We start from the raw sequence: 20,470 nt of genomic DNA on the forward strand, positions 1-20,470 counted from the left end.
TTTGCGGGCCCATGCCGGCAGGATCGTCGAGGAGAACCGCCTACGTTCACCGGTGTCGGGGTCGACGCGCTTGTCATTGACCCGCGGCGCCTTCACCGCCACCGCGCCGGCGGCGGTGACCACCTCGCGCTCGGCGTGGTAGCCATTGCGGACCACCAGCCGGTGACCGTTGTCGTCGATCTCACCGGCATGCCGGGCGATGTAGTCGGCGACCTCGGCCTGCAGGGCTGCGGCGAGCATCTGCCGGGCGCCGTCGCGGACGATCTCGTCGAGCAACGAGCGGCCCGCGCCGACTGCCTGGCCGGTCTCGTTGGAGTCGTCGTCGTAGTCCACTATCGTGAGCACGGGCGTACCTTCCCGCCAGCGTTGGCGCGCTGGACTTGATCAGAATCCTGTTCGTGTACAGATCATCATCCGGGAAGGTGCGTCCTCCCGGGATCCACAGGTTTCGATCATTCCTCCACGCCGGTTTCCGTAGCGATATCGGCGACTGCGTCACTGGCATGTCCCCAGTGAACGGGGCCATGCCAGTACAGCTCGACTGCGTCGCGCTGTACTGCGATACCGACGGCGCGACCGTAGCCGGGATCGCCGCCGATCTCGGCATATCCCATGGTTCCCTGACCACATGGCTGAGAAACGCGGGTATCCCGATCCGCAGACCCGCCGCCACCGCTGTCTTCGATTCGAATTGACTTTCAGAGGCTCGTCAGTGGATCCAGGCTTAGATGACCTCGTGGCTGATCCGCATTGACTCGTCATCGGGAAGTCGATGGGCAGCCGGTGCGAAATCTGCTCCGGGCTACACGCTTTCACTCATCGGAGGTCCTGACGATGCGGCTTGTTCAAACCCTTCCATTGCCGTTCGAACGGTCCGGCGACAGCAGCGCCGCCCGGCAGGGTGATCTTGCCCGAAAGGCGGTCCTCGACGTACTCGCGCAACCGCTCATTCTCAGCCAGCTTGGCGGACTTTGGGCGACGGGCAAACAACTCGGCTTTCCAGTGCGCAACGCTGGCACGGTAGTCGAGCGTGCCGCCCCGGGTCGCAGCGTTGCGCCGCAACTCCCGCGAGATCGTCGACGGGCTCCTCCCGATGACACTCGCGATCGCGCGCGCCCCGTGGCCGGTGGCGCGCAGGATCGCGATGCCCTCACGCTCTTCCAGAGAGAGGTACCTGCCGGCGCGGGCCATGGATACGGTCTCAGCCCGCCAGCGTGCCGGAACAACCGCTGGCCCACAGGTTGTCCCACGCCGACAGCGTCAGCAGCCTCGCAAGGAAGCTTGCCTGTGGCGATCTGGTCCCAAGAAATCTCGGTCCTTCGACCGAGGATGGCCCGGCGCTCTTCGGTGACCTCATCGGAGCCCTGCCCGTCACCTCCCGCGCCCAATCCGATGGTCTGCCCACAACACCCTCCTGGCCTCAGGTGTTGCTTCCACCGGTTGAGCCCAATCAGTGCACATCAATTTCCTTCGCGGAAACGGCTGCACTGGAAGGGATTGCGGCTTCAATTGGAAGCGTCGGCGACGCCCACGACAACGCCCTTGCGGAGTCGACAATCGGACTGTTCAAGACAGAAGAAGTTTCCAAGAGCAGTCCGTTTCTGCAAGGGGCGATCAAGACGATCGACGACATCGAATTCGCGACGATAGAATGGGTGGATTGGTTCAATACCCGCCGTCTGCACAGCACCTTGAACTACGTCACTCCCGACGAGTTCGAAGCCGTCTATTACTCTCAACTATCGATTCTCCAGCCGGAGATGTCGCCAGCATAGGAGCGGCAAGAAACCCGGCACGGTTCAGTCTCCGGACTTGCCGGGATGCTTCTATATCTGTCAAGACTCCAAGATTGGGTGTGCAGTGGCAAGTGTCCGGTACAGCTGCCGGGTGACGTAACGCTTGAGGGATCGCATGATCTCCTTGGTCGTGCGGCCTTCTCCTCGTCGACGTTCGACATAGGTGCGAGTTTGGGGATCAACCCGCATCCTCACGATCACAACCGTGGTCAGTGCTCTGTTCAATCGGCGGTCACCGCCCCGATTAAGCCTGTAGCGCACCGTGTTACCTGATGAAGCCGGGACCGGGCAGGTCCCGGCGAGCGAGGCGAATGCGGCCTCGGAGCGCACCCGACCTGCATGTGACCACGCGATCAGGACAGTCGCTGCAACCACTGCCCCGACCCCGACCGCGGCAGTCAGTTCCGGCGCATTGGTCTTCACCAATGCGTCGAGAGACTTTCGATTGTCAACCAACTCCGCATCGAGCGCACGAATCCTCTTGGCTAGTCGCACGGCCTCTGCTCGGCACGTCGCAGTGGTGGCGTCCTCGGACCGAGCCCGCCAGGTTGCGATCTCCTTTAACTGACTGTATGTCAACGATTTTCGTGCATCCACACCAAGTTCGACGGTGCGAACCAAAGCCGTCAACGCATTGATGGTGCGCGTCCGTTCACACGTCATCTGTTCTCGGGCGACCACGAGAACGCGCATCGCCACTCGCGATCCGTCCGCTCGTGGTCGACGCAGTCGATCGATGTCGACAGACAGAACTGATCGGGCGATACGAGCGGCGTCGAGATCGTCGGTCTTACCGACTCCTCTGCGATCCGCCGACCCCATCACGGAGGGTTCGGCTACCGGGAATCCCGCCGCGAGAACGCGGTCGGAGAGTCCGGCGCCGTAGGAGCCGATGCCTTCGATGACAACGAGGGCGGCTTGTTGACCTACTCTGTGTGCAATCCACGTGCGGGCCCGATCAAGACCCGCCGGGCTTGCTGGAAAACTTGCTTTGTCCTGCACCGCACCAGTTGCGGCGGCCACGACGCACAGCGCGTGGGCGGCGGCGTGAGTATCGACCCCGATGACGATTTCGTAGTTATCTGCGACGATAGGCATAGCGACGGATGTCCTTTCCGATGGGCGACGTCGTTGTCGGCGTCGGCCCGGAAAGAGCACTTCGAGGCAGGCCTGTAACGGGCCACGACCTCGCGGCAACGAGGTCGGGCAGGCTTCTAATCAAGCCACCGAAGCAAGACCGGACCGGCGTCGCCACCACAACAGAGTGGACAAACCCCGGCCAGTGCACCACGAAGGAGCAAAGCGATTCATGAGTCACACGGCGTTGTAGCGACGACACCTATCCTGTCAGCCGGCCCCGGGCCGGCCACTACAAACACTTACAGATGCGTTTCAGATCTTCAATTGGGTGCAAGCGAGGTTCGTTGTCGTCGAGTTGAAGGTCACCAGGTTTGAGCCGGAGTATGTCGGGAAGCTCGGGTTCTATGTTTCGTGGATCGACGACAACCTACGCAACAAGGACATCCACGCACCGACTGTGGGAATCTTGCTCTGCGCCGGCCGCAACGACAACGTCGTCCGGTATTCACTTGCCGGGACAACTGCACCCCTCGCCGTAGCCGACTACACCTATGAGACTCTCCCCTCCCAGGTTCGCGATCTCGTCCCTACCGACGACGAGATCGCGGCAGCTGTGGAAGCCACCGTCTCCGAACTCGACTCCCAACTGCCCGTCAAACCTGACAACTCCGGCTGAGAGGCGCCATTCGATTCCGAATCTGGCCGACATATCCTCTGGTGCCGAGATCGCTACCGGTGTTTCGCACGAGGGTCTGCGAACGAGATGCCTGGTCCTGCCCGGCGCGAGGGGGCAGGGCAGTTCTATGTCCAGTCGATGTGGACGGATTCGATGGAATCGAAGTGAAATCCGAAAGTGTCGCCGTACTGGTCGAATCCCTTGTTTTCAGGGTAATCCATCGTGGCGTGACGTTCGAGGATGGCAACCACCCGGGCATGATCGTCGCCTGCCAAAGCCATGGCGAGTTCCCATGTTTCGTCGAGACTGAAGGGACTGTCGGAGTTCGCGAAGTCGAGGGTACGCACTCGATAGTCGTAACCTTCTTCGGAACCGTTGCGGACGGACACTCCCCCGCGGACTCGGATGGTGGCCTTTTTGGGTTGCCCGTCGGGTCGTAGTACGCCGGCGCGGTCCATGATGTCGCGAGCTTTGACGTTCTTGAGTTTCTTTTTCGCGTCAGCGCGCAGTTCGTTCGTTTCGCCGGAACGGTAGCGAGAGACCGCTGATCGTGAACGGCCGATCTTCTTTGCGACAGCGTCGATTCCACCGAGGCGTTCGATGGCGGCTCGCCGCCTGGCGCGTTCGGTGACGTCGGGGTGCGGGATTCGTCCTTGCTGCGCCCAACGGCGCAGTGTTCGGTCAGAGGGTGGCTTTCTCCCGGCGTCGACAGCTGCTTGCCGTAGGCCTTCTTTGCCGATTTCCGTACGGAGCTGGCGTACGGAGACTTTGCTGGTGAGTCCGGCCAATCCCCCACTTTTGACCGATTTCGATTTTTCGACACCACTGGTCGCTGCTGTCGAGACGGATACGTTGAGTCCGTCCAAGCCGACGGTCTTCTGTGCGGGTTTGGTTGATCGTGGTTTCGGAAGATGCAGGGCCACTATATGTTTCCTTCATCTTCGTCGGTGAACGCAGCTTTGAGTGCGAGGTTGATCTCGTGGGTGTCGCGGGCGTCGGTCAGCATGACGGTTATGTTTTCGGTGAGCGGGGCGCTCTTTTCCAGAGTCATTTTCCCGAGTGCGTCACTCTCGTCTGCGATGTCGATGCCCGGGGGCAGGGGGTAGACCCAGGAGTCGGTGACGGTGCGCAGTGGCCAACGCCCGGTTTCGCGTGCGATGCGCATCGCGACGCGGCGGCCTCGCCAGCGGCAGTGTGCGATGATCGCTGCTCGCCAGAGCGGTTGGTGGTGGTGTTGCATTTGTTTGGCGGTCCACATGTCGGGGTTGACCATTCGGCCGATGTAACCCTTGTAGCAGGCGCCGATGAACCGTTTCATTGCTGTGTCGCCGGTGTCGACGGCAACTTTGCGGGCTTCTCGCAAGAATTTCGCCCACTTGTCGAGGGCCCGTCCCTGTTCGGGGTAGACCCATGCTTCTGCGATGTCGAGGTCGTCGAGTTCTGCGCCGATTCCGCCATCGGCGATGGACGTTTGAAGTGCATCGAGGCTGACGGTGGTGATCCAGGTCTGCACAGGTTGGTCGGCGAGCATGTGTGGGTGAGGCAACGGTAGAGCGGGTGGGAGCGCCAGCATGTCACCCGGTGGGAGGGTTACACGCCAGAGTCCGAACGGGGTTTTCGATTGCCGCGCGGCGTCGAGCGCGTTCTCGCCGCGAAGATGTCGAGGTTTTCCGTAGCCGAATTCGAGCATGCCAGCGGAAGCGAGGTACGCCGCTCGTTGGTCTATCGATACCAGTTGTGTTGCATCGGAAAGTTCTTCGAGGTGCGGGATGCGGGTCCATCCGAGGGCAGGTTCGAGATCTCCGCGGGGTTCGCCGTCCAGCGGCGGGACAGGCCCACCGACAGTGACGACGATTCCCTTACCGCTACGGGTGCGGTCGCGTTTGATCTTGTCGACGATGGCGGCGCCGGTGCGTGCAGGGGTGGGGCCGGGTAGCACGCCGAGGTGTTGTGCGCACCACGCGAGTCGGCGTCCCAGTTCCTGTGCAGCGGGGAGGTCGTCGTCGGGGAGGTAGGTTCCGCCGGCCGGGGATCCGAGGACCCCCATATCCCCCACGCGATTGCCCGGCCCGAATTCTTTGTTCCGGTAGGGCAAGGATTCACCTACAACTGTTGCATCGCAACAATTTTCGCCGGAACCCGAACCGTAAAGCTTCTCAGCCTAACGACGACCGATACTTCCGGCACCGCACCACAACGCGGAAGTTACGCACGACTGTCACAAACGTCGGTGTTCCCCCACGCCTCGCCGTGAAGACCAACCAGTCCAATCTCCAGTCCACAGGAACTAGCGTCACTCTCGGCCATAGCCTCCAGCGTCTATTGCTCAAGCGCATCGCGGAGCGAACGACATTCTTCTACGGTGTAGATCTCACGTAATGCATCCGCCAGTAATTCCGGGCGCACGCCCTGCTGGCGCAGTGACCGCAAGGAGCGGACAGCCTTGACAGTGGCAGCCGCCGCCACCGACTCGACCGATTCGACTCCCGAATTCACATCGTCGGATACCTTTTCAGCAGACTGCTTTTCGGCGCGCTCCTGCGCGATACGCCAGGCCTTGACCTGCCCTTCGAATGGGACTTGAGCCAGAGACCGCGCCAGCCGTATCGCAATCTCACCCGCACGGAGCTTTTCTTGCAGTTCCGGTGTCAGCTTGAGCAAGGCACGCCGCTGAGATACCCACCCCTTGGATCGACCGAGTCGCTCAGCCGCAGCATCCGCACTGCCGCATTCAGCCACGAGCGCTTCAACCGCTTCCGCTTCTTCGAGAACATCGAAGTCGCGGCGACCGATGTTCTCGATGATCGCTGCTTCGAGAATCGACTCCGAACTTGTCGCAATGCTGTCGCGGACAATGACGTCCATGCCCTTGCGCCCGAACTCTTTCGACGCTGCCAGACGCCGATTCCCGTTGACGACGATATACCGTGCAGCGCCAACAAGATTCGAGTCCGCAGGAAAAATCGTCAGCCAGGTCGCCTTCGTGACGACCACACCAGGTTGGAGCTGCCGATCCGCGATAGTCGACAGGTCCGACAAATCACCCATCCGGCGACGCGGGTTCCGAGGATTCCCGACCAACTCCCCCAACGGAACATCTGCAAAGAAGGCACCGTCGATAGATTTCTCGGTCCCGCCCCTGCTCGTCGAGGTCGGCGCCGGAGTTCGATCGACGGACGAATACTCCCCCACGGCACCCGCGAGCGAAGCGAGATCGATCCTGCCACCCCTTCGCGCCATCAGCGGGTGCCCGCTTCCAGTTCTAGGCTCAGCTTGTAGAAGTCCTCCCGGGCTTGCAAGGAAACACGGTTGGCGTCGTACTCGGTCACCACACGGCCGTCAGCCGCGGCGCGCGTGTGAACCTTGTAATGCCGCACCACAGTTCGTGCCAGCGGCCAACCCTGAGCGTTAACGAAGGCGCGGGTCTGTTCGAGGTCAACCTTGCCATCCCTGGGATCCCAATTATTGATCACGACCACGAACTTCTTACCCAGAGGTTCGATGACTTTCTTGATCGTACGAGCCGTCGGATCAAAACAGAGCGGCTCGGGCTCGATCGGAACGATGATCAAATCAGCGATAGAAAGCACAGCCCGCAACGCATCACCTGACGCTCCGACACCCAACGAGTCCCCGCCGTTGCCGTTACTGGAGAAATCAATCCAACCCGGTGTATCGACGTAGACGTGCCCTATTCCGGGAAGCTCGTGGAGGCGACTCAGAATCTCCGGATTATCATGTGCCTGAGCAATTTTGAACGGCAACTCATTGCCGGAACCTTCGACGCGATCGGCCCACCACACTGCGGAACCCTGCGGATCCACCGAAATAGCCGCTACCGGCGACTCGATATCCGAATCGCCAATGAGTACGTGAGCTTTCACTGCTGCGAGATTCATTGTCAGGGTGGACTTTCCGACACCACCCTTTTGATTCAAAACAACATGCACTGCCATCGACAACCTCCGTTTACTTCACCCCGCAGTTCGGAGCTACTTCGGACGCCCCCCGTGACAATCTCTTCTGTGCACCGGGATGACTGAAATCAGGCTAACGCACCCTGTGGTGAACCGAGAAATCGACCCACGCCAAGCGGCTGATTACTGCGCTATAGCAGTTATCGGCCCCAAGTGGTGGGTCGTGGACGCAGGAAACACAATCGCAGCAACGTGCGCCACCCCGCTCGAGCAATCGGACGATCAGCACACTCGGTTCCCGCTACCATGCCACTTCAGCCGAGTTGCGCCCGTTCAAAACGGAAAGACTCCGGGTACACTCGAAGCCGCTCCGAACCGATCTGAAAACGACGACGATTCGGCTGGCGCAGCCACCCGCATCAGTAACCGAATCCGAGGGCTGCTTGCCGGGATTCACCGGCCCTGAACTGAACGGGTCCTATGCCCTCGGATATCGCATCCAGCGGTGCTGAACATCCTGTCCCGTTACGGAGGCCCGGTGGGTATACGCACGGCCGGCACCCGCACACTGACTGCACTCGCCACAAATACGCACCGCGTATGGACGCGCGATCGGCCGTAGATACATGTACCGCGCTCGCGGCGCAGACCGTTGCTGTTGCTGGAACTACCACCGCTGAGGTCGTGTTCTGAAACTTGCTGTTTGACTGAAGAGATTCTCCAGCACCGAAAATCTATCCGCGGCAACATGGAGGGATGCTCGATGCCCACCCTCTTTCCCGGGTCCTGACTTCCAGGCCCGGCTTGCTCGTCCGCCCGATCGGGAAACCGCACTCGAGCCGAACGCAAAAACACAACACCTCCCTCATCTGCCTCGCCAGTCGCCTGCGATGTGCACTCCGGCATGATCAAGAACCGCGAGCTATACCGCCGACCCGCGACAACCGTCGCCTGACGACGCCCAATATGGCGATACTCGTTCCGTCACAGTGACGTTACGCGCGCGGGTCTCCCGCCCCGCACAAATCTACTCTCACAAATCCCACGCATTCCCGAAAACTGCCAGGAAGGTCGAGGAGCGTAACTATTTGTGCACGCCTGAGTCGACGAACGCAGAAGGACACGCGCCCACCAATCTCGTTAGAGAAACGCGCTTCGGCAGAATCCTGCGCAGAGCGGACGCTCCGCAACTCGCGACAGCAACCAGCTTCCGTGGACGTTCCCGGTCCACACGCGGGCACGGCGAACCGTAACGTCGGCACTGCAAGCAAATCGTCCCGTATGTTCAGCGGAATACGAAGGGGCGCGCCGGCCTTCGATGAAAATTCGGGCGAAACGACAGGCGCTGTGTTCAGCCGGGCTTCGACGATGGTTTACCGCGGTAAACGGCTGACCGGCACGCGCGCGCCAGCCATCCCCACCCAGCGAGCGTTCCAGTTGCGACCGCCCTCCGACGAATGTGTCATCGCAGACGAACGCGCCCGCATTTGATCTCCCGAAGTCGCATCGACTACTCCACGAACCGCGGGCGCCTCGCGCCCGACAACGCGTTATCAAAGACGTTACTGCGCCGAGGCGATCACCCCTGGGCCCATTCGGACTCTCGCTACGGCAACCCGGCAATCGGAGCGGTTGCCGAACCCGTCCGCTGTACCGGACGGAACCAGCGGTTCTGACTTGGCACCGGTCGCAACGCTCTGTTCGCGCTGGCGACCAATTTCCCTGCCGACAACAACCAGTACACAGTACTGATCGCCATGCAGCGGTGTCGCCGAAGGAAGGCGCAGCAATCAGGCATGGGCGGTGACCTCGGTCGCGTTCGGACGGACCGTGGCCGGATTCGCGAAACGCTCTTCGTCCGTGCGCGGAAGCGAACTGATGGGCCGGTCGGCACCGACGGACATGACCCCGCACGAAACCTCGGCGAAAGCCACGATCGCCTCCGAGGATCGGGCCAAGCAGATCCTTCCGGCGATCCGCTCGTACGGACAGCACTTCGACCGGGTGAGCCCTGCCCGGGAGGGGCACTACTCGTACGCAGCGTTGATATTCCCGAAGTCGTAGGCACTTGCTGATGGAAGGCGCCAGCAACCGGAACACCCGAGTAGGCACCATTCGGCCGCAAGCTATCGAGCTGTCGAACTCGGTCCGTTGCGGCTCGCGGAACTGCTCACCGGTGCCGAACCCGATCCGGGTGACGACCAGATTGCCGCCGCACCGACGATCCGCCCGGTCATGGTGCGGATGGACTCCGTCGAAGCCGCCCACGCCCGCCCTGCCGCCGCCAAAGACGTCACCGCAAACCGGGCACGGCGCTCGGCGAAGGCCGAAAGGACAAGGTCACGGACGGATCGTCGGAGGTTGCGTCCTCGGAGTCCGCGCATCGGCGCTCCGACCTCAAACCAGGCAGCGGTCACCACGGAATGATCTACTCGCTCGCAGTGTCGGGTCACCGGCCGCGGTGAAGACGATGCCCTGCGTGCGTGCACTCGCGGCGAACAGGCTGCCGCGGACTGCGGTATCGGCGAAATCGAATGGCAGGACAACCGCCACGACGTCGCCGCCTCCTTGCTGACCCTCCCGCTCGGCCGCGGACTCGCGCCACCAAGTGGACCCGTGCCAAGTAGCGAGCGAGAGACACCTCATGACGAACACAGTCAACGGTCCCCGCGCGAGAACGGCGATCATCCGGCGGCGGTTTCGGACGAGCGGATTGTGGAATATCTTCTTGGACATGGTCACTGTAGTGACAAACAATCTCTTTCCGTTGATGTACGTCCCGCTAGGACAGGTGCCGCTGATCGACAGCCGCAGTCTGGGGTGATCGCGAGGCTCTGGTGGTGGTTGAAGGATCTACCGGACGAATGGCTCATCTTTCTGCAGTCTGTGACTCCATGCGGGTGGTGGGGTTTGGACCCTCATTGCGCCTAGCATTCTTCTGCATGGGTTCCGAACGCGTATCGCGAGAGCATCCAGCTCACACGGTTATCGGAGACGCATCTGCGCGCACCACTCACACACGATCTCGCACTCGAAGCCCGACCACCGCGCACACGCGCGCTACGGGACGGGGACGGTGCCCAGACCAGGATTGACCAGTATCTGATACCCGTCGGCAAGCGCGTATGCGCCGAGGTCGGCGACCGCAGCGATCGTGCCACTGCCGGTGACCGCAGTCGCGGGGACGTACCGGCACCAATCCTCCGGAGCGACGAGCCGGCTGTAGTCCGGCTCGACGCGTTGGAGCATGGTCGTGCCGGCGACGCCGGTGGTCAGGTTCCGCCAGTTCACAACCACAATGATGCAGTAGGTCGAGTTCGACGGTGAACGCTCTGCGCGAAAGGTCACATCGCCGGGAGCACCCGTCGTTGCCGACGGCGTGACTGTCGACAGCGGCAGCGGGTAGTCACAGGCCAACACTGTCAGCAACAGGCATCCCGCGACGAAACGTACCGGGACCTGGAACTCCGTAGTCGTCTCTGCCGGGGCCGGTGGCGGATTCGCCGCCGCGGTGGCGGACGAGCAGAGAGGAAGAGCGAGAACGGCCACGGATGCCGCAGTCCGAGCCACGAACGAACGACGAAGTACTGCACGACGCATGGCGTTAGCCTCCCATGTGGGATCTATCCCGACCCTGGTGCAGTGTCAGATTACTCGCTTGTGGCAGCGCGGACCTGACAACGACGAAACGGGACAGGCCGCCTGCTAGTCGCGGCACCCCCACTGGCCGCCGACGCAGATAGAGGCGCGGGCGTTGCTCGCACAGCCAGCATCGTTGATTGCGTCGGGTCAACACCTGCGCTCCGGTCGCGGCGGGACCGTGCGGGTTCGGTGGTCGCGGCGCGCTGCCGCTCGGTTACGGGCCTGATCATGTCGCCAGAAGATGCGGCGGCACTGCAAGCAGATTTCTCCGTCCTCGGCCACGATGTTCGAGCATCCCGCGAGAAACGCATCCGGTAAACATCTGCGCAGCCACCTACGCCGCTGCCCTCGGCGCGCTCACTATCGGAACCGGATATGGAGAGCTTGAGACTCAGTCGCGCCCGAGGCCCGTGTTCGCGTTTCGGTGTTGCGGCCGTGGCTGTTCCGGGTTTTCGGCAGCCGCGGTGCGGCGTCGGTGTGGGTGGTGCGGGGAAGCTCATGCGGGCTCGGTTGGCGAGGTCGCTGAGTTCGTTGGGGTTGTACGGTTCCCGGTTTCCACTGCGGAGAAGGTCGATCATCGCTTTGTGGTGCTCGACGACCTCGAGGTGGATGACGTCGCCGTGGTTGTCGGCGAGTGTGGGCGGTCCGGCGTTGTTGCGGTGTATGTCGGCGGAGAGGACGTCGCGGAGCGGGTGTGGGTTGCTTCCATCGCGACGTAGCGGGCTGCTTGTACTGCGGAGGCGTGGACTTTCTGCCAGTCGATGGTCCTACCAGGATTTGAGGAGTTCATCGAAGAAGACTCTGTCCATTCTCCCTGCCCATTGCCTGTTTCACGCGATCAACGGACCTGCGGGGGTGGTGTCAGAACAGCGTGTTTTGGATTTGGGCTGCGGCGTTGTCGGTGCGCTTCTCGTAGCGGCTGCAAAAGTTTGCGCGGTGGTGGGGCTACATCCAATTTCGGTGCCGATCTCGTCCCAGTCGGCTCCATGGTGGTGCAACTGCCAGGCGTCGTGTACATCGTCGTTCACGGTTTGGGTTCCTGCCTGCGCGAGGGGAGCGATCGTCGGAGGATGATCGCTCCCGTGAAGTGGTAGACCGAGAAGGGCGAGGCCTGCGATGAGGGTTCGGGTGCTTCCCATGGAAAAGAAACTGATCGCGGTGGCGATGCCGATCATTCCGAAGATCGTCCGGGCTTTCCAACCTGGGCGGCTGGTATCAGGTTCGGTACTCATGAGGGGCACTTCCTTCTTCGGTGTGGTCATGATCGGCCTTCGCGGACGGCGGCGAGGCGTTGGGAGGCTGCACGGCGCGCCACCCCTGGGCCGAGAAAATTTTGGCGGAAGCATGCGAGTGGCGAAAATTTCTCGGAGCCATCGGCCGGCACTTGCGCCGCCAGGGGTTGCGCGCAGGTCACCGCCGACGAGAATCGGAAGGCCAGAAGTCAAAAACAAATCAATGCTTTTCACCGAACCGAGCGCAGAGGAGTTCATGTCGGGGGACACCGAAGGTGGCCGGCCGCCGATCAGGTGGATCCAGATCGTGAGTTTGACAACTTTACCTCGCCTGCCGCTTCGGGGGCGGAATCTAGGTTCGTCATGTCTGTTAACTACACCGAAGTCGGGTATCCCATCCCAAGGACAGGGGATGCGATGAGACCACACTCGTTCTAGATGTTCAATGGCGCGAGATTCGGGCAGGGCCGCATCTTCAATGCGCCTATCAGTTCCGGCGGGCCGCTCAGTCGCAGATATCGCATTCTCCGTTGAGCGGCGCGGATACAAAGCAGGTCGGGCACAACGGTCCAGTTGGGCCTGCGGAGCCTCGTGCCCGCGATTCGCGTTCGTCGGAGGACGTTCGGCTCACGCAGTCCCGGCAGGGTGGCAAGTTTCGCATCTGTTCGTCGGTGGCTACGTGAGATGTGCCAAGAACTGTGCCGTTGACGAATGTGAAGTGCCCGCAGTCCAGGTCATGTCGCTTTCGGGGGGCTTGGCCTGTCGCCACCCCGTTCATGTCAACCGGCGGTACGACGTACCTGATCTCTGGATGACTAATCATGGCCCTGTCGACGCCTTTCGCGCTGGTTGCCCATGCAGGTTAACCCGCAAATTGAGACTGACCGCTTACCCGCAGACGGACAAGTCCTGGGCCGATCGATTCTGGTCCGTAGAGGTGCTTTTGGGGCCCTTCGCGAGCGCCACCCGTGACCGACTCATGCTGCACGGCGACACCCGTCTTAGCGGCGAGTCTAAATCCGCGCTGAGCGGCGAACAGGAATGAGGACGAATGGCCTAACGCCACAGCAGAGTCGGCTGCGCAGCTCATACGAAGACCCCCGACCCCCAAGGACGCGAAAGCACCGAACGCCCCCAACACCAAACAACACCCCACGACCACCAACGCGTCACTCCCCCGCATTTCCTCACCCACGCACCATAAACCGGTCGACGAGGCCAATACAGCTTCCTCCTGTACTTCCGTCGAACGAGTCACCCCGACGCGCCACCACCATCACCAACCGCCAATACCGAAAAGTGACACCAGCAAGGTCGAATTACCACCTAGTCGAACCCGGGTGAACTTCGACAGTGACGCGGTGCCGATGCCCACAGGCACATTGCCGGGGAGACTCACGGATAGCCGTAACCAGCAACGCAACACCCCGCGGATCCGGAATAGGGGCGGCGGATGCGGCAATGATAATCGGATTCGGACTGCTCGATACCCTCGTATGCGTGACGACCGTGGCCCCCAACCCGTATACGACAACGAATCACGCGAAAACGTCCACACCACAATCATTTTGGACTTCGAAACGCTCCACATGGGAAAAATGCGGTCGGCGACCGGTGGCTCCCCACCGATCCAGAACACACCACTGTCCTGCGTACTACGCCTTAACTCCCCCCAGCCGGCATCAGTGACCACATGATCAAGCCGGGGTTCCACAAAACACAGTCGGAGCTCGATGCAATTAACAATTCCCTTGCCATTTCAAGCCAATAATCCACCTCACACACGTAGAGATACTGTCTCTGACGCAGCCAACGCGGAACTTGCCGTCACCGCAATCAATCGACGCGGAATTTGGGCTTCGACGGTGCCCCCCTGCCCCGATCCTCAATCAGGACGTCTCTGACCGTCACGGCGGCACAAGGTTCCAGGACGAGGGCGGAGTTGGCGCCGATGGTGGAACCGATGTCGAATGGCGGCCTGGCGAGTCCTGAGCACCAGGAAATCTCAAAGCTCTATCTATCCCCCAAGCCTTGTGGCCCGTACGCTGACTTGTGGTAAGCCACAACGAAAATGGGTGCCGCCATGAACACGGAGTGGTACAAGCGATACGGGGACATTCCCGGAGTCACTCATCGGACTCCGCATGGAATCGATCGGCGGCGGTTACAGACCGCGAAGACTCGTCCACGAGAGCTTCACCTTGGTGACAATCGGGTCGCGATGCTAGATGAGCCAGACGATTCGTCGAGTCCAGCTGCTCAGCGGATGTTCGACCTGAACATCGCCGACATGAGCGTGGACGCCATGCTTCGAAACCTCTACGAAACCCTGGAAGTACCGGGCGAAGTGGAGGACTACCACTTCGCAATTCAGGATGTGATCCAAGAACTCTGGAGACGGCGGAGAAGTGAGCCACTCCTCCTAGCGCACGTCGAGTCCTTATCGTGGCTGGATGTGAGCCTCATTCAGGCGTGTCCGGATGCGATCATGTTCGGTGACGAGCTGCAGTATTTCAACGTGCCGGCATTTGGTCGCCTGATCACGCTTTACACCCGCGAAGGCGCTTGGCGCGATGCCCTTGTGGTCGCGGACATCGGCGAGCAATTCGGCGCGTACCCCGGGCGGGCAGCAATTGCCGAAAGGGTCGCTGCCCTCGATGCCGAGGCGGATGATGAATGATATCGATCTTCACGCGAAGCTGCGATCGACCTCGTTTCTCGAGTATGCCTTTCTACGCTGGGTCCTCGGCCCTGCGAGCCTGCCAGGCCTCGAGGCCCATGTCGTTGCGCAGCAACCCGCCGAGGTGCACGGCCGCAGCTATCTCATCGATTACGAATTGGTCGGCGAGACGGAGCGTGTCGCGGTCGAGCTCGACGGTTTCGAGTTCCACGGTACCCGGTCCGCGTTCACGTACGACCGGTTCCGCCAGAACGACTTGGCCGCCACGGGGCGAAGCATGGTTCGGTTCACCTACGACGGCATTCGCTCGGACACCCGCCGCTGCGTGGTTCAGCTCCAGACGATCCTCGCGACGGACACCCGGTTGGCCAGGTTCATCAATCCCAACCCTCGCATCGAGGTGCCGGAGATGAATCCAGATCCCCTTCACGCGCTCGATCCGACGCCATGGCGCGAAGTCGCCACCGAGGAATACGCGGTGAACGACACCTCGTACTTCGACCAGGTGCGTACCAGGCTCAATCACAAGACACTTCGTCTGTGCCAGCGTGAAGCGTTCAGCGCCCTGGCGAACTACTACGGCGGAGGCGGCTCCAACGCTGCCTGCGTGATGAGCGTCGGCGCCGGAAAAACTGCACTGGGAGTACTCGCCTCCCTAGCTTTCACACGTCGCCGGACTCTCATCGTGACGCCCGGAAGGGTCATTCGAGGCACCTTCGATCGGGCATGGGACCACCAAGCAGTCGGCAATGTTCTCTACGGCTTGCCTGGCGGCCCACTCATACCCGGAAGCCGGCCCCCGAACGTCCTCACACTCGATCGTGAGGGCGGCGCCATCAGATCCATCACCCGAGAGCAGCTGCTCGCTGCCGACGTTATCGTCACGAACTTTCATTCGCTCGGCAACGGGACCGATCCCGACGACCTGCTTGCCAAGCTCAACGTCGACGATATCGATCTCATCGTCGTCGACGAGGCTCATATCGCGGCAGCAGAGTCCTACCAGCGGTTGTTTTCTCACTTCGCCGACGCACGGACTCTCCTCATGTCGGCATGCTTCCAACGCCTGGACGGCAAACCGATCGACGCTGATGTGGTGTATCGGTACCGGCTTGTCGACTCGATCGCCGATGGCAATGCCAAGAACCTGCGGGTTCACCGGTTCGCGCCCGACTCGGCAGCGACGACGTATGAACTTGTGTGGCCCGACGGTGCGCGCGAGGAAATCGTCGGACGGGACGAACTTCTCAAAGTTATCGCTGACGATCACAAGCTTGCCCGTATTACCGCGAAGTCGAACGAACCGATACGTCAGATGATGCGTCTGGTGAGGGCAGTCTTGGACGCGCAGACCGAGCTGCTCCATCCGGTGAAGCCGCGGGTCCTCTTCGCTGCGCTCGGGGAGCGGCATGCCGAGCAGATCGCCCGGATCGCCGAGGAGCACGGCATTCCCTGCGCCACCCTGCACCACAGCCAGACCGACGCCCACATCAAGCGGACGAGACAGCGGTTCGAGTCCGATACCGGTGACTTGCAAGGCATTGCGCAGTTGAAGATGCTCGCGCAAGGGTACGACTTTCCGCCCATCTGCGTCGTTGTGCCACTGCGGGCCTACGGCAGTTTTAACGAGTTCTACCAATTCATCGGCCGCGGTATTCGGGTGCTGCACCACCCGGCGTTGCTCGGCCGAGTTGGACCCGAGCAGCAATTCCTTGACATCATCTATCACGCAGAGTTCGGCCTCGACGACCACATCGACACCATCTATCTGGAAAACGACATGGACCCTCACACAGTCCATGCCCTGCCGGACGCCTGGCAGAAGTCTGCTACCGAGCTAGACGTGCCCGGCACGCGCGGTCACGACGTTGCCGGACACCCCGACGCATTCGTCCTGTTCGAGCGCGGCGCCACCGAAGCCCGAGTCGTCCACGACGAGTCCCGCATCGAAGCCCACCGGGACGAGCGAGAACTCGCAGCGATGGCCCAGCGGTATGCCGAATATGCGGCCGGAACCGACGACCCGGTCAACTTCCAGCAGTTCGTCAACATCTCCAGGCAATTCCGTGAGTGAGCCGACCTTCGGTAGGCGAATCCTCGGATGCCTACCACAGGAAATCCTCGAGGCCGAGGACGCCGCCGGACGCAAAGAGCAGTTCGCAGAACTCGATGCCCTCCTCACGGCGATCCTCACCAGTTCCTTCGCCGGCGACCCTGTAGTCAGAGTCGCTGTCAAAGTTGATAAGAACATGACCAGGTCCGACTCCGTCACCATCTTGGGTTTGGACGCGCAGCAGCGTCAACTGCTTGGCGATCGGTATCTACTTGAACGCCAGCAGTCACGGGGTGCGTGGTTCCTCCCACAGATCGCGTTGCTCAAGGTCGGGATGTGTAACCTACCGTCGCTCACGGACCTCCATCCCCGGTTCGCTGTCAACGCCGCGCGCGATGCTACCGCTGCGAAGGTAGATCTGCGGACCAATGACGATGCGCTGGCGATATGGGCGCTGCTCATCCCCGTGTTCTCCGAACTTTTCGCTCCTCTCGATGCACGCACCACCTCTGGCAAGCCTTTGACCGCCGAACAGCATCGACACCTCTGGGGACTGATCGCCACCACCTACTCGGACCTGAACCTCGATGTTGCCGAACAGCTTGCCGATATGCGGTACGGCAGCAAATGGAGTCGTCTGCGCATCGACGGTCAGATGGCGGCGAAGCAAGCCCTCGTGGCAGCCCTCGCCTCGCAAGTCGGCTCCGACACCGTACGAAGGTGGCGGGCACGGTCCATTCAATCGCTGGCCGCTCAGTACTACTCGAAGACCACGAGCGGACCGCCCCTCGCTCGTTCCGTATTGACGGGCACCTACCAGGCCGCACTGTCCGGCCTCTTCGGTGGCGACTGGCTGGCGTTCCTCGACTACCTCGGCGAACCACCGAACGACGCCGAAAACATCCTGACCTCACTACCCGAGCCGCGCGTATATCTGGGCGGCTCGGACAAGGTGGCGACGGTGGCAGCCACAAGCGGCCTGCCGGTCGACGAACTCGAACGGATGCTGGGCGCACTGCTAGGCCGCACCACCGGAACCTCAGCAGTCGAGGACCGTGTCGCAGTGATGCGACGGTGGTGGCAATCCTTCGATCACGTCCACTCCGTACAACAATCTCGAGCGAAGCCGGCTCGAGGACTCGTCGAAGACGCTTTCGAGCTGGCAACAGGCCAGATTCCCGCCCCACCGCTGTACCGGAAACTACTGCCGGCAGATCTGTGCGATGACATCGACCGACTCTGGGACGGAATCACGCTACCCCGCTGGCCTGGGCGGATTGTCAGCGAGTTCCACCCTCACCACCAGATGGCGCTGACATTGGGTCCCGCCATAGATCTGTGGAACGGCGTCGCACTGACTTGCTGGTCAGCGTGCGACTCATATACCAGCAGGAACCTGACAGAGATCGCGGAACGCTACCGACAGGAGGTCAATGCGCTCGCCGACCTCGGCTTTCCGATCGACGCCGGCATGTTCGAGGAACTCACCCAGGCAGAGCAACACCTCGGCCCGGTCCAGCCGTGGTCGGAAGGCTGGGACCGGCGACGCGACGGATTCGAGACTGTTCGTGACATCGTCACTCGTCACCGACGAGTCTGGGCCCACAAACATCTCGATGACTACCTCCACCACCGGTGGAACAGCGAAATACGCGACACCGCACGCGAGTTCAACCGCAGAACCGCCGCCAGCAACAAGCCGCCCACCTTCAAACAGTTCGCCAGCTTCGCGGCCCCTGCCGCCAATCACTGGTTCAACGGGGACCTGGCAGCTTTGTATGCCGCGCTGGGTGAGCCGTCGCCAGCGACCACAGCCCGCCACCGCCTTCTCCTCGGCGGCCCCCTCGACTTCATGTACGCCGTGTATGGCCAGCTCGGAGGTAGGTGGGCCGCCGCAGCGAAATCACACGATCCGGGCTATGCCAAGGACCCAGAGTTGGGGCAGCTCGCTGAAGCGTCGCTCCGCTACCTTCAGTTTTACGAGGCACTCGGCCGGCCACCATCGTTCGGAGAATTCCGCGCTACACGTTTCCGTTGGGAGCATCTCGGAGGCGAGGAGGCCGGCTGGTGCAGATACCAGCAGGCAATAGAAGTTGCCCGAATGATCCCCAGCCCAGCACTCCGGCTCACGTCCGCCGATCCCCAGTCCGAGTCGAGACACTAGCCGCCAAGGACATGACAGCCAGCTGTCTTGGGCGCCAGACACTGTCATGGTCCACACAAGTCAGTTTCGCGGTCGCCTGCGAGTGTCACTAGATAGTAGGACCTGTGCGGCAGCGACGAGAAGTTCTCGCGCGATTTCCGACCGCCGGGGATGGAAATTTGTACCTCTGCGGCCGCAGTCCTGCGATCAAGAAGCGCGTTGGAGTTCAACGACAAACGGACATGAGACGGCACCGCGCGGGAGAAGGCGGAACATCGCAAAACCGTGTCGCGGACAAACCCATTCCGATAGCCGACTCACCCGATTCGGTTGTGCCAGACGATCTCTTGACCTGTACCACGGAGAGGACGGTCTCAACTCCTCGCCGAATTGAAAGTCCCCGACGCCTTCCTCGCTGCCCTCGCACCAAACCTCGAAAGCAGCGGTATTTCCCTCTCCGTCTGGCATCCATGCGCCGTCGACGGACAACTCGACTGGTCGCTCAACGATTGAGCACCCGATGTGCAGCCTCCTTCGCGGCATTCCAAGTGCTGTCGCAGTAGATGCGCCCTCTTCCCACCATGCCCAGGCTCAACCAAAGCCCCAATGGATACGATCGTCGGCGAGTTTGTTGAGTCTCCAATGGGTTTCTCTACGATGATAGAAAATTCATTAGATAGACGCGGTCCACAGGTGTGCTCACCTTCGAACTCCCAGGTTCTCATATGGTGGCGGCTTCAACCCACGGCATGTCCTCACCACCCCAGCATGCCGACGGCAACGGCGACACGACATGCCGGCATCATCGGTACCGATGAAATCGCCGCAAAACACTCATTGAACCACTCAAGGGGCGCACATTGACCGGATAGATCCGTCTGGTCTGCTGTACTCATCTCGGATCAATTCCGGGGCGCATTCCCACCTAATGGCTTGAGCCCGAAAGACTCTGGATCGGGACTACGATTCCGCGGTCGAAACAAATACCACCTCTGAGGCAGCGTCCACTGTTCGCCCCGACATACTCACAGGTCCGGTTCCTCTCGCTGGCACGCTGAGACGATTCGGCAGGGCCTGCAGAACCGTTGCTACTGAACGCTGAGCATCAGCGCCGATCCCCACAACCTCACGCCACCATCCTTCGCGTTGTGCCTCGCGTCCGCCTGATTCCGTCCACACGGGATCGTGGTCCAGGACTACGCCGATACCGTCAGCGACAACTCTGATCTGGGGCGGGGATTGGACGCCGGC

Annotated in this window: 16 protein-coding genes and 3 pseudogenes; 7 read left to right on the plus strand and 12 right to left on the minus strand. The window is 61.5% G+C overall.

Annotation, left to right across the window (positions count from 1 at the left end; translation table 11 throughout):
• From G9U53_RS31320 to G9U53_RS31330, 3 genes and pseudogenes are all read right to left on the minus strand, one after another.
• Window positions 1-345, minus strand: a 345-nt coding sequence (locus G9U53_RS31320; RefSeq protein ID WP_347570843.1) for a transposase, incomplete at its 3' end; no start/stop codon positions are given.
• A 107-nt stretch (window positions 346-452) separates the two neighbouring features.
• A complete protein-coding gene (locus tag G9U53_RS31325) occupies window positions 453-614 on the minus strand; it encodes a hypothetical protein (protein ID WP_155277984.1) in 162 nt (53 codons plus the stop codon).
• A 113-nt stretch (window positions 615-727) separates the two neighbouring features.
• Window positions 728-1,191: pseudogene (locus tag G9U53_RS31330) on the minus strand (helix-turn-helix domain-containing protein); the annotation flags it as partial.
• A 23-nt stretch (window positions 1,192-1,214) separates the two neighbouring features.
• On the opposite strand from G9U53_RS31330, the gene G9U53_RS34285 reads away from it, so the two are divergent.
• On the plus strand, window positions 1,215-1,775 hold the full coding sequence (locus G9U53_RS34285) for an integrase core domain-containing protein (protein ID WP_080656784.1): 561 nt from the start codon (window positions 1,215-1,217) through the stop codon (window positions 1,773-1,775).
• 60 nt (window positions 1,776-1,835) lie between these two features.
• Here the strand turns inward: G9U53_RS34285 and G9U53_RS31340 are convergent, their stop codons facing one another.
• The gene (locus tag G9U53_RS31340) at window positions 1,836-2,894 is read right to left on the minus strand and encodes an IS110 family transposase (RefSeq protein WP_165639875.1); all 1,059 of its coding nucleotides are present in this window, start codon (window positions 2,892-2,894) and stop codon (window positions 1,836-1,838) included.
• Between the two features lie 301 nt (window positions 2,895-3,195).
• On the opposite strand from G9U53_RS31340, the pseudogene G9U53_RS31345 reads away from it, so the two are divergent.
• Window positions 3,196-3,552: pseudogene (locus G9U53_RS31345) on the plus strand (PDDEXK nuclease domain-containing protein); the annotation flags it as partial.
• Between the two features lie 125 nt (window positions 3,553-3,677).
• On the opposite strand, the gene G9U53_RS31350 reads toward G9U53_RS31345, so the two are convergent.
• From G9U53_RS31350 to G9U53_RS31365, 4 genes and pseudogenes are all read right to left on the minus strand, one after another.
• Window positions 3,678-4,475 carry a hypothetical protein gene (locus tag G9U53_RS31350; protein WP_165639876.1) on the minus strand — a complete coding sequence of 266 codons (798 nt, stop codon included), beginning with the start codon at window positions 4,473-4,475 and terminating at the stop codon, window positions 3,678-3,680.
• Window positions 4,475-5,635, minus strand: a pseudogene (locus G9U53_RS31355) (hypothetical protein); the annotation flags it as partial. The pseudogene G9U53_RS31355 and the gene G9U53_RS31350, both read right to left, overlap by 1 nt.
• A 236-nt stretch (window positions 5,636-5,871) precedes the next feature.
• On the minus strand, window positions 5,872-6,792 hold the full coding sequence (locus G9U53_RS31360; RefSeq protein WP_054186623.1) for a ParB/RepB/Spo0J family partition protein: 921 nt from the start codon (window positions 6,790-6,792) through the stop codon (window positions 5,872-5,874).
• On the minus strand, window positions 6,792-7,508 hold the full coding sequence (locus G9U53_RS31365) for a ParA family protein (protein WP_054186622.1): 717 nt from the start codon (window positions 7,506-7,508) through the stop codon (window positions 6,792-6,794). Before G9U53_RS31365 ends, G9U53_RS31360 begins: the two co-directional genes overlap by 1 nt.
• Window positions 7,509-9,272: 1,764 nt before the next feature.
• Between G9U53_RS31365 and G9U53_RS31370 the strand changes: the two genes are divergently transcribed.
• Window positions 9,273-9,533 carry a hypothetical protein gene (locus G9U53_RS31370; protein ID WP_054186619.1) on the plus strand — a complete coding sequence of 87 codons (261 nt, stop codon included), beginning with the start codon at window positions 9,273-9,275 and terminating at the stop codon, window positions 9,531-9,533.
• 62 nt (window positions 9,534-9,595) lie between these two features.
• On the opposite strand, the gene G9U53_RS31375 is transcribed toward G9U53_RS31370, so the two are convergent.
• From G9U53_RS31375 to G9U53_RS31385, 3 genes are all read right to left on the minus strand, one after another.
• Window positions 9,596-9,886, minus strand: coding sequence for a hypothetical protein (locus G9U53_RS31375; RefSeq protein ID WP_054186618.1), 291 nt, complete (start codon window positions 9,884-9,886; stop codon window positions 9,596-9,598).
• Complete coding sequence (locus G9U53_RS31380; RefSeq protein WP_118605109.1) at window positions 9,867-10,205, minus strand: hypothetical protein; 339 nt, start codon at window positions 10,203-10,205, stop codon at window positions 9,867-9,869. Before G9U53_RS31380 ends, G9U53_RS31375 begins: the two co-directional genes overlap by 20 nt.
• Before the next feature lie 324 nt (window positions 10,206-10,529).
• Window positions 10,530-11,069, minus strand: coding sequence for a hypothetical protein (locus G9U53_RS31385; protein ID WP_054186616.1), 540 nt, complete (start codon window positions 11,067-11,069; stop codon window positions 10,530-10,532).
• Between the two features lie 626 nt (window positions 11,070-11,695).
• Here G9U53_RS31385 and G9U53_RS34110 point away from each other — a divergent pair.
• A complete protein-coding gene (locus tag G9U53_RS34110; RefSeq protein WP_269747011.1) occupies window positions 11,696-11,830 on the plus strand; it encodes a hypothetical protein in 135 nt (44 codons plus the stop codon).
• A gap of 111 nt (window positions 11,831-11,941) precedes the next feature.
• On the opposite strand, the gene G9U53_RS31390 is transcribed toward G9U53_RS34110, so the two are convergent.
• Window positions 11,942-12,373, minus strand: a complete 432-nt coding sequence (locus tag G9U53_RS31390; protein WP_207624758.1) for a hypothetical protein — start codon at window positions 12,371-12,373, stop codon at window positions 11,942-11,944.
• 2,236 nt (window positions 12,374-14,609) lie between these two features.
• On the opposite strand from G9U53_RS31390, the gene G9U53_RS31395 reads away from it, so the two are divergent.
• Genes G9U53_RS31395 through G9U53_RS31405 form a run of 3 tightly spaced genes read left to right on the plus strand, consistent with a single transcriptional unit; the run spans window position 14,610 to window position 19,240 of the window.
• On the plus strand, window positions 14,610-15,023 hold the full coding sequence (locus G9U53_RS31395; protein ID WP_054186614.1) for a hypothetical protein: 414 nt from the start codon (window positions 14,610-14,612) through the stop codon (window positions 15,021-15,023).
• Window positions 15,016-17,097: a DEAD/DEAH box helicase family protein gene (locus G9U53_RS31400; protein ID WP_054186613.1), complete on the plus strand. Its 2,082-nt coding sequence runs from the start codon at window positions 15,016-15,018 to the stop codon at window positions 17,095-17,097. Before G9U53_RS31395 ends, G9U53_RS31400 begins: the two co-directional genes overlap by 8 nt.
• Window positions 17,090-19,240 carry a hypothetical protein gene (locus G9U53_RS31405; RefSeq protein WP_054186612.1) on the plus strand — a complete coding sequence of 717 codons (2,151 nt, stop codon included), beginning with the start codon at window positions 17,090-17,092 and terminating at the stop codon, window positions 19,238-19,240. Before G9U53_RS31400 ends, G9U53_RS31405 begins: the two co-directional genes overlap by 8 nt.
• Window positions 19,241-20,470 lie beyond the last annotated feature (1,230 nt).

This window comes from Rhodococcus sp. D-46, from assembly GCF_011290655.1.
Lineage (GTDB): Bacteria > Actinomycetota > Actinomycetes > Mycobacteriales > Mycobacteriaceae > Rhodococcus_F > Rhodococcus_F qingshengii.

Bases quoted from the DNA above. Each gene is read 5' to 3' on its own strand.
- G9U53_RS31325 (WP_155277984.1), bottom strand. From the start codon at position 614: ATGGGATATGCCGAGATCGGCGGCGATCCCGGCTACGGTCGCGCCGTC.
- G9U53_RS31340 (WP_165639875.1), bottom strand. From the start codon at position 2,894: ATGCCTATCGTCGCAGATAACTACGAAATCGTCATCGGGGTCGATACT.
- G9U53_RS31360 (WP_054186623.1), bottom strand. From the start codon at position 6,792: ATGGCGCGAAGGGGTGGCAGGATCGATCTCGCTTCGCTCGCGGGTGCC.
- G9U53_RS31365 (WP_054186622.1), bottom strand. From the start codon at position 7,508: ATGGCAGTGCATGTTGTTTTGAATCAAAAGGGTGGTGTCGGAAAGTCC.
- G9U53_RS31380 (WP_118605109.1), bottom strand. From the start codon at position 10,205: ATGTCCAAGAAGATATTCCACAATCCGCTCGTCCGAAACCGCCGCCGG.
- G9U53_RS31385 (WP_054186616.1), bottom strand. From the start codon at position 11,069: ATGCGTCGTGCAGTACTTCGTCGTTCGTTCGTGGCTCGGACTGCGGCA.
- G9U53_RS31390 (WP_207624758.1), bottom strand. From the start codon at position 12,373: ATGACCACACCGAAGAAGGAAGTGCCCCTCATGAGTACCGAACCTGAT.
- G9U53_RS31395 (WP_054186614.1), top strand. From the start codon at position 14,610: ATGTTCGACCTGAACATCGCCGACATGAGCGTGGACGCCATGCTTCGA.
- G9U53_RS31400 (WP_054186613.1), top strand. From the start codon at position 15,016: ATGAATGATATCGATCTTCACGCGAAGCTGCGATCGACCTCGTTTCTC.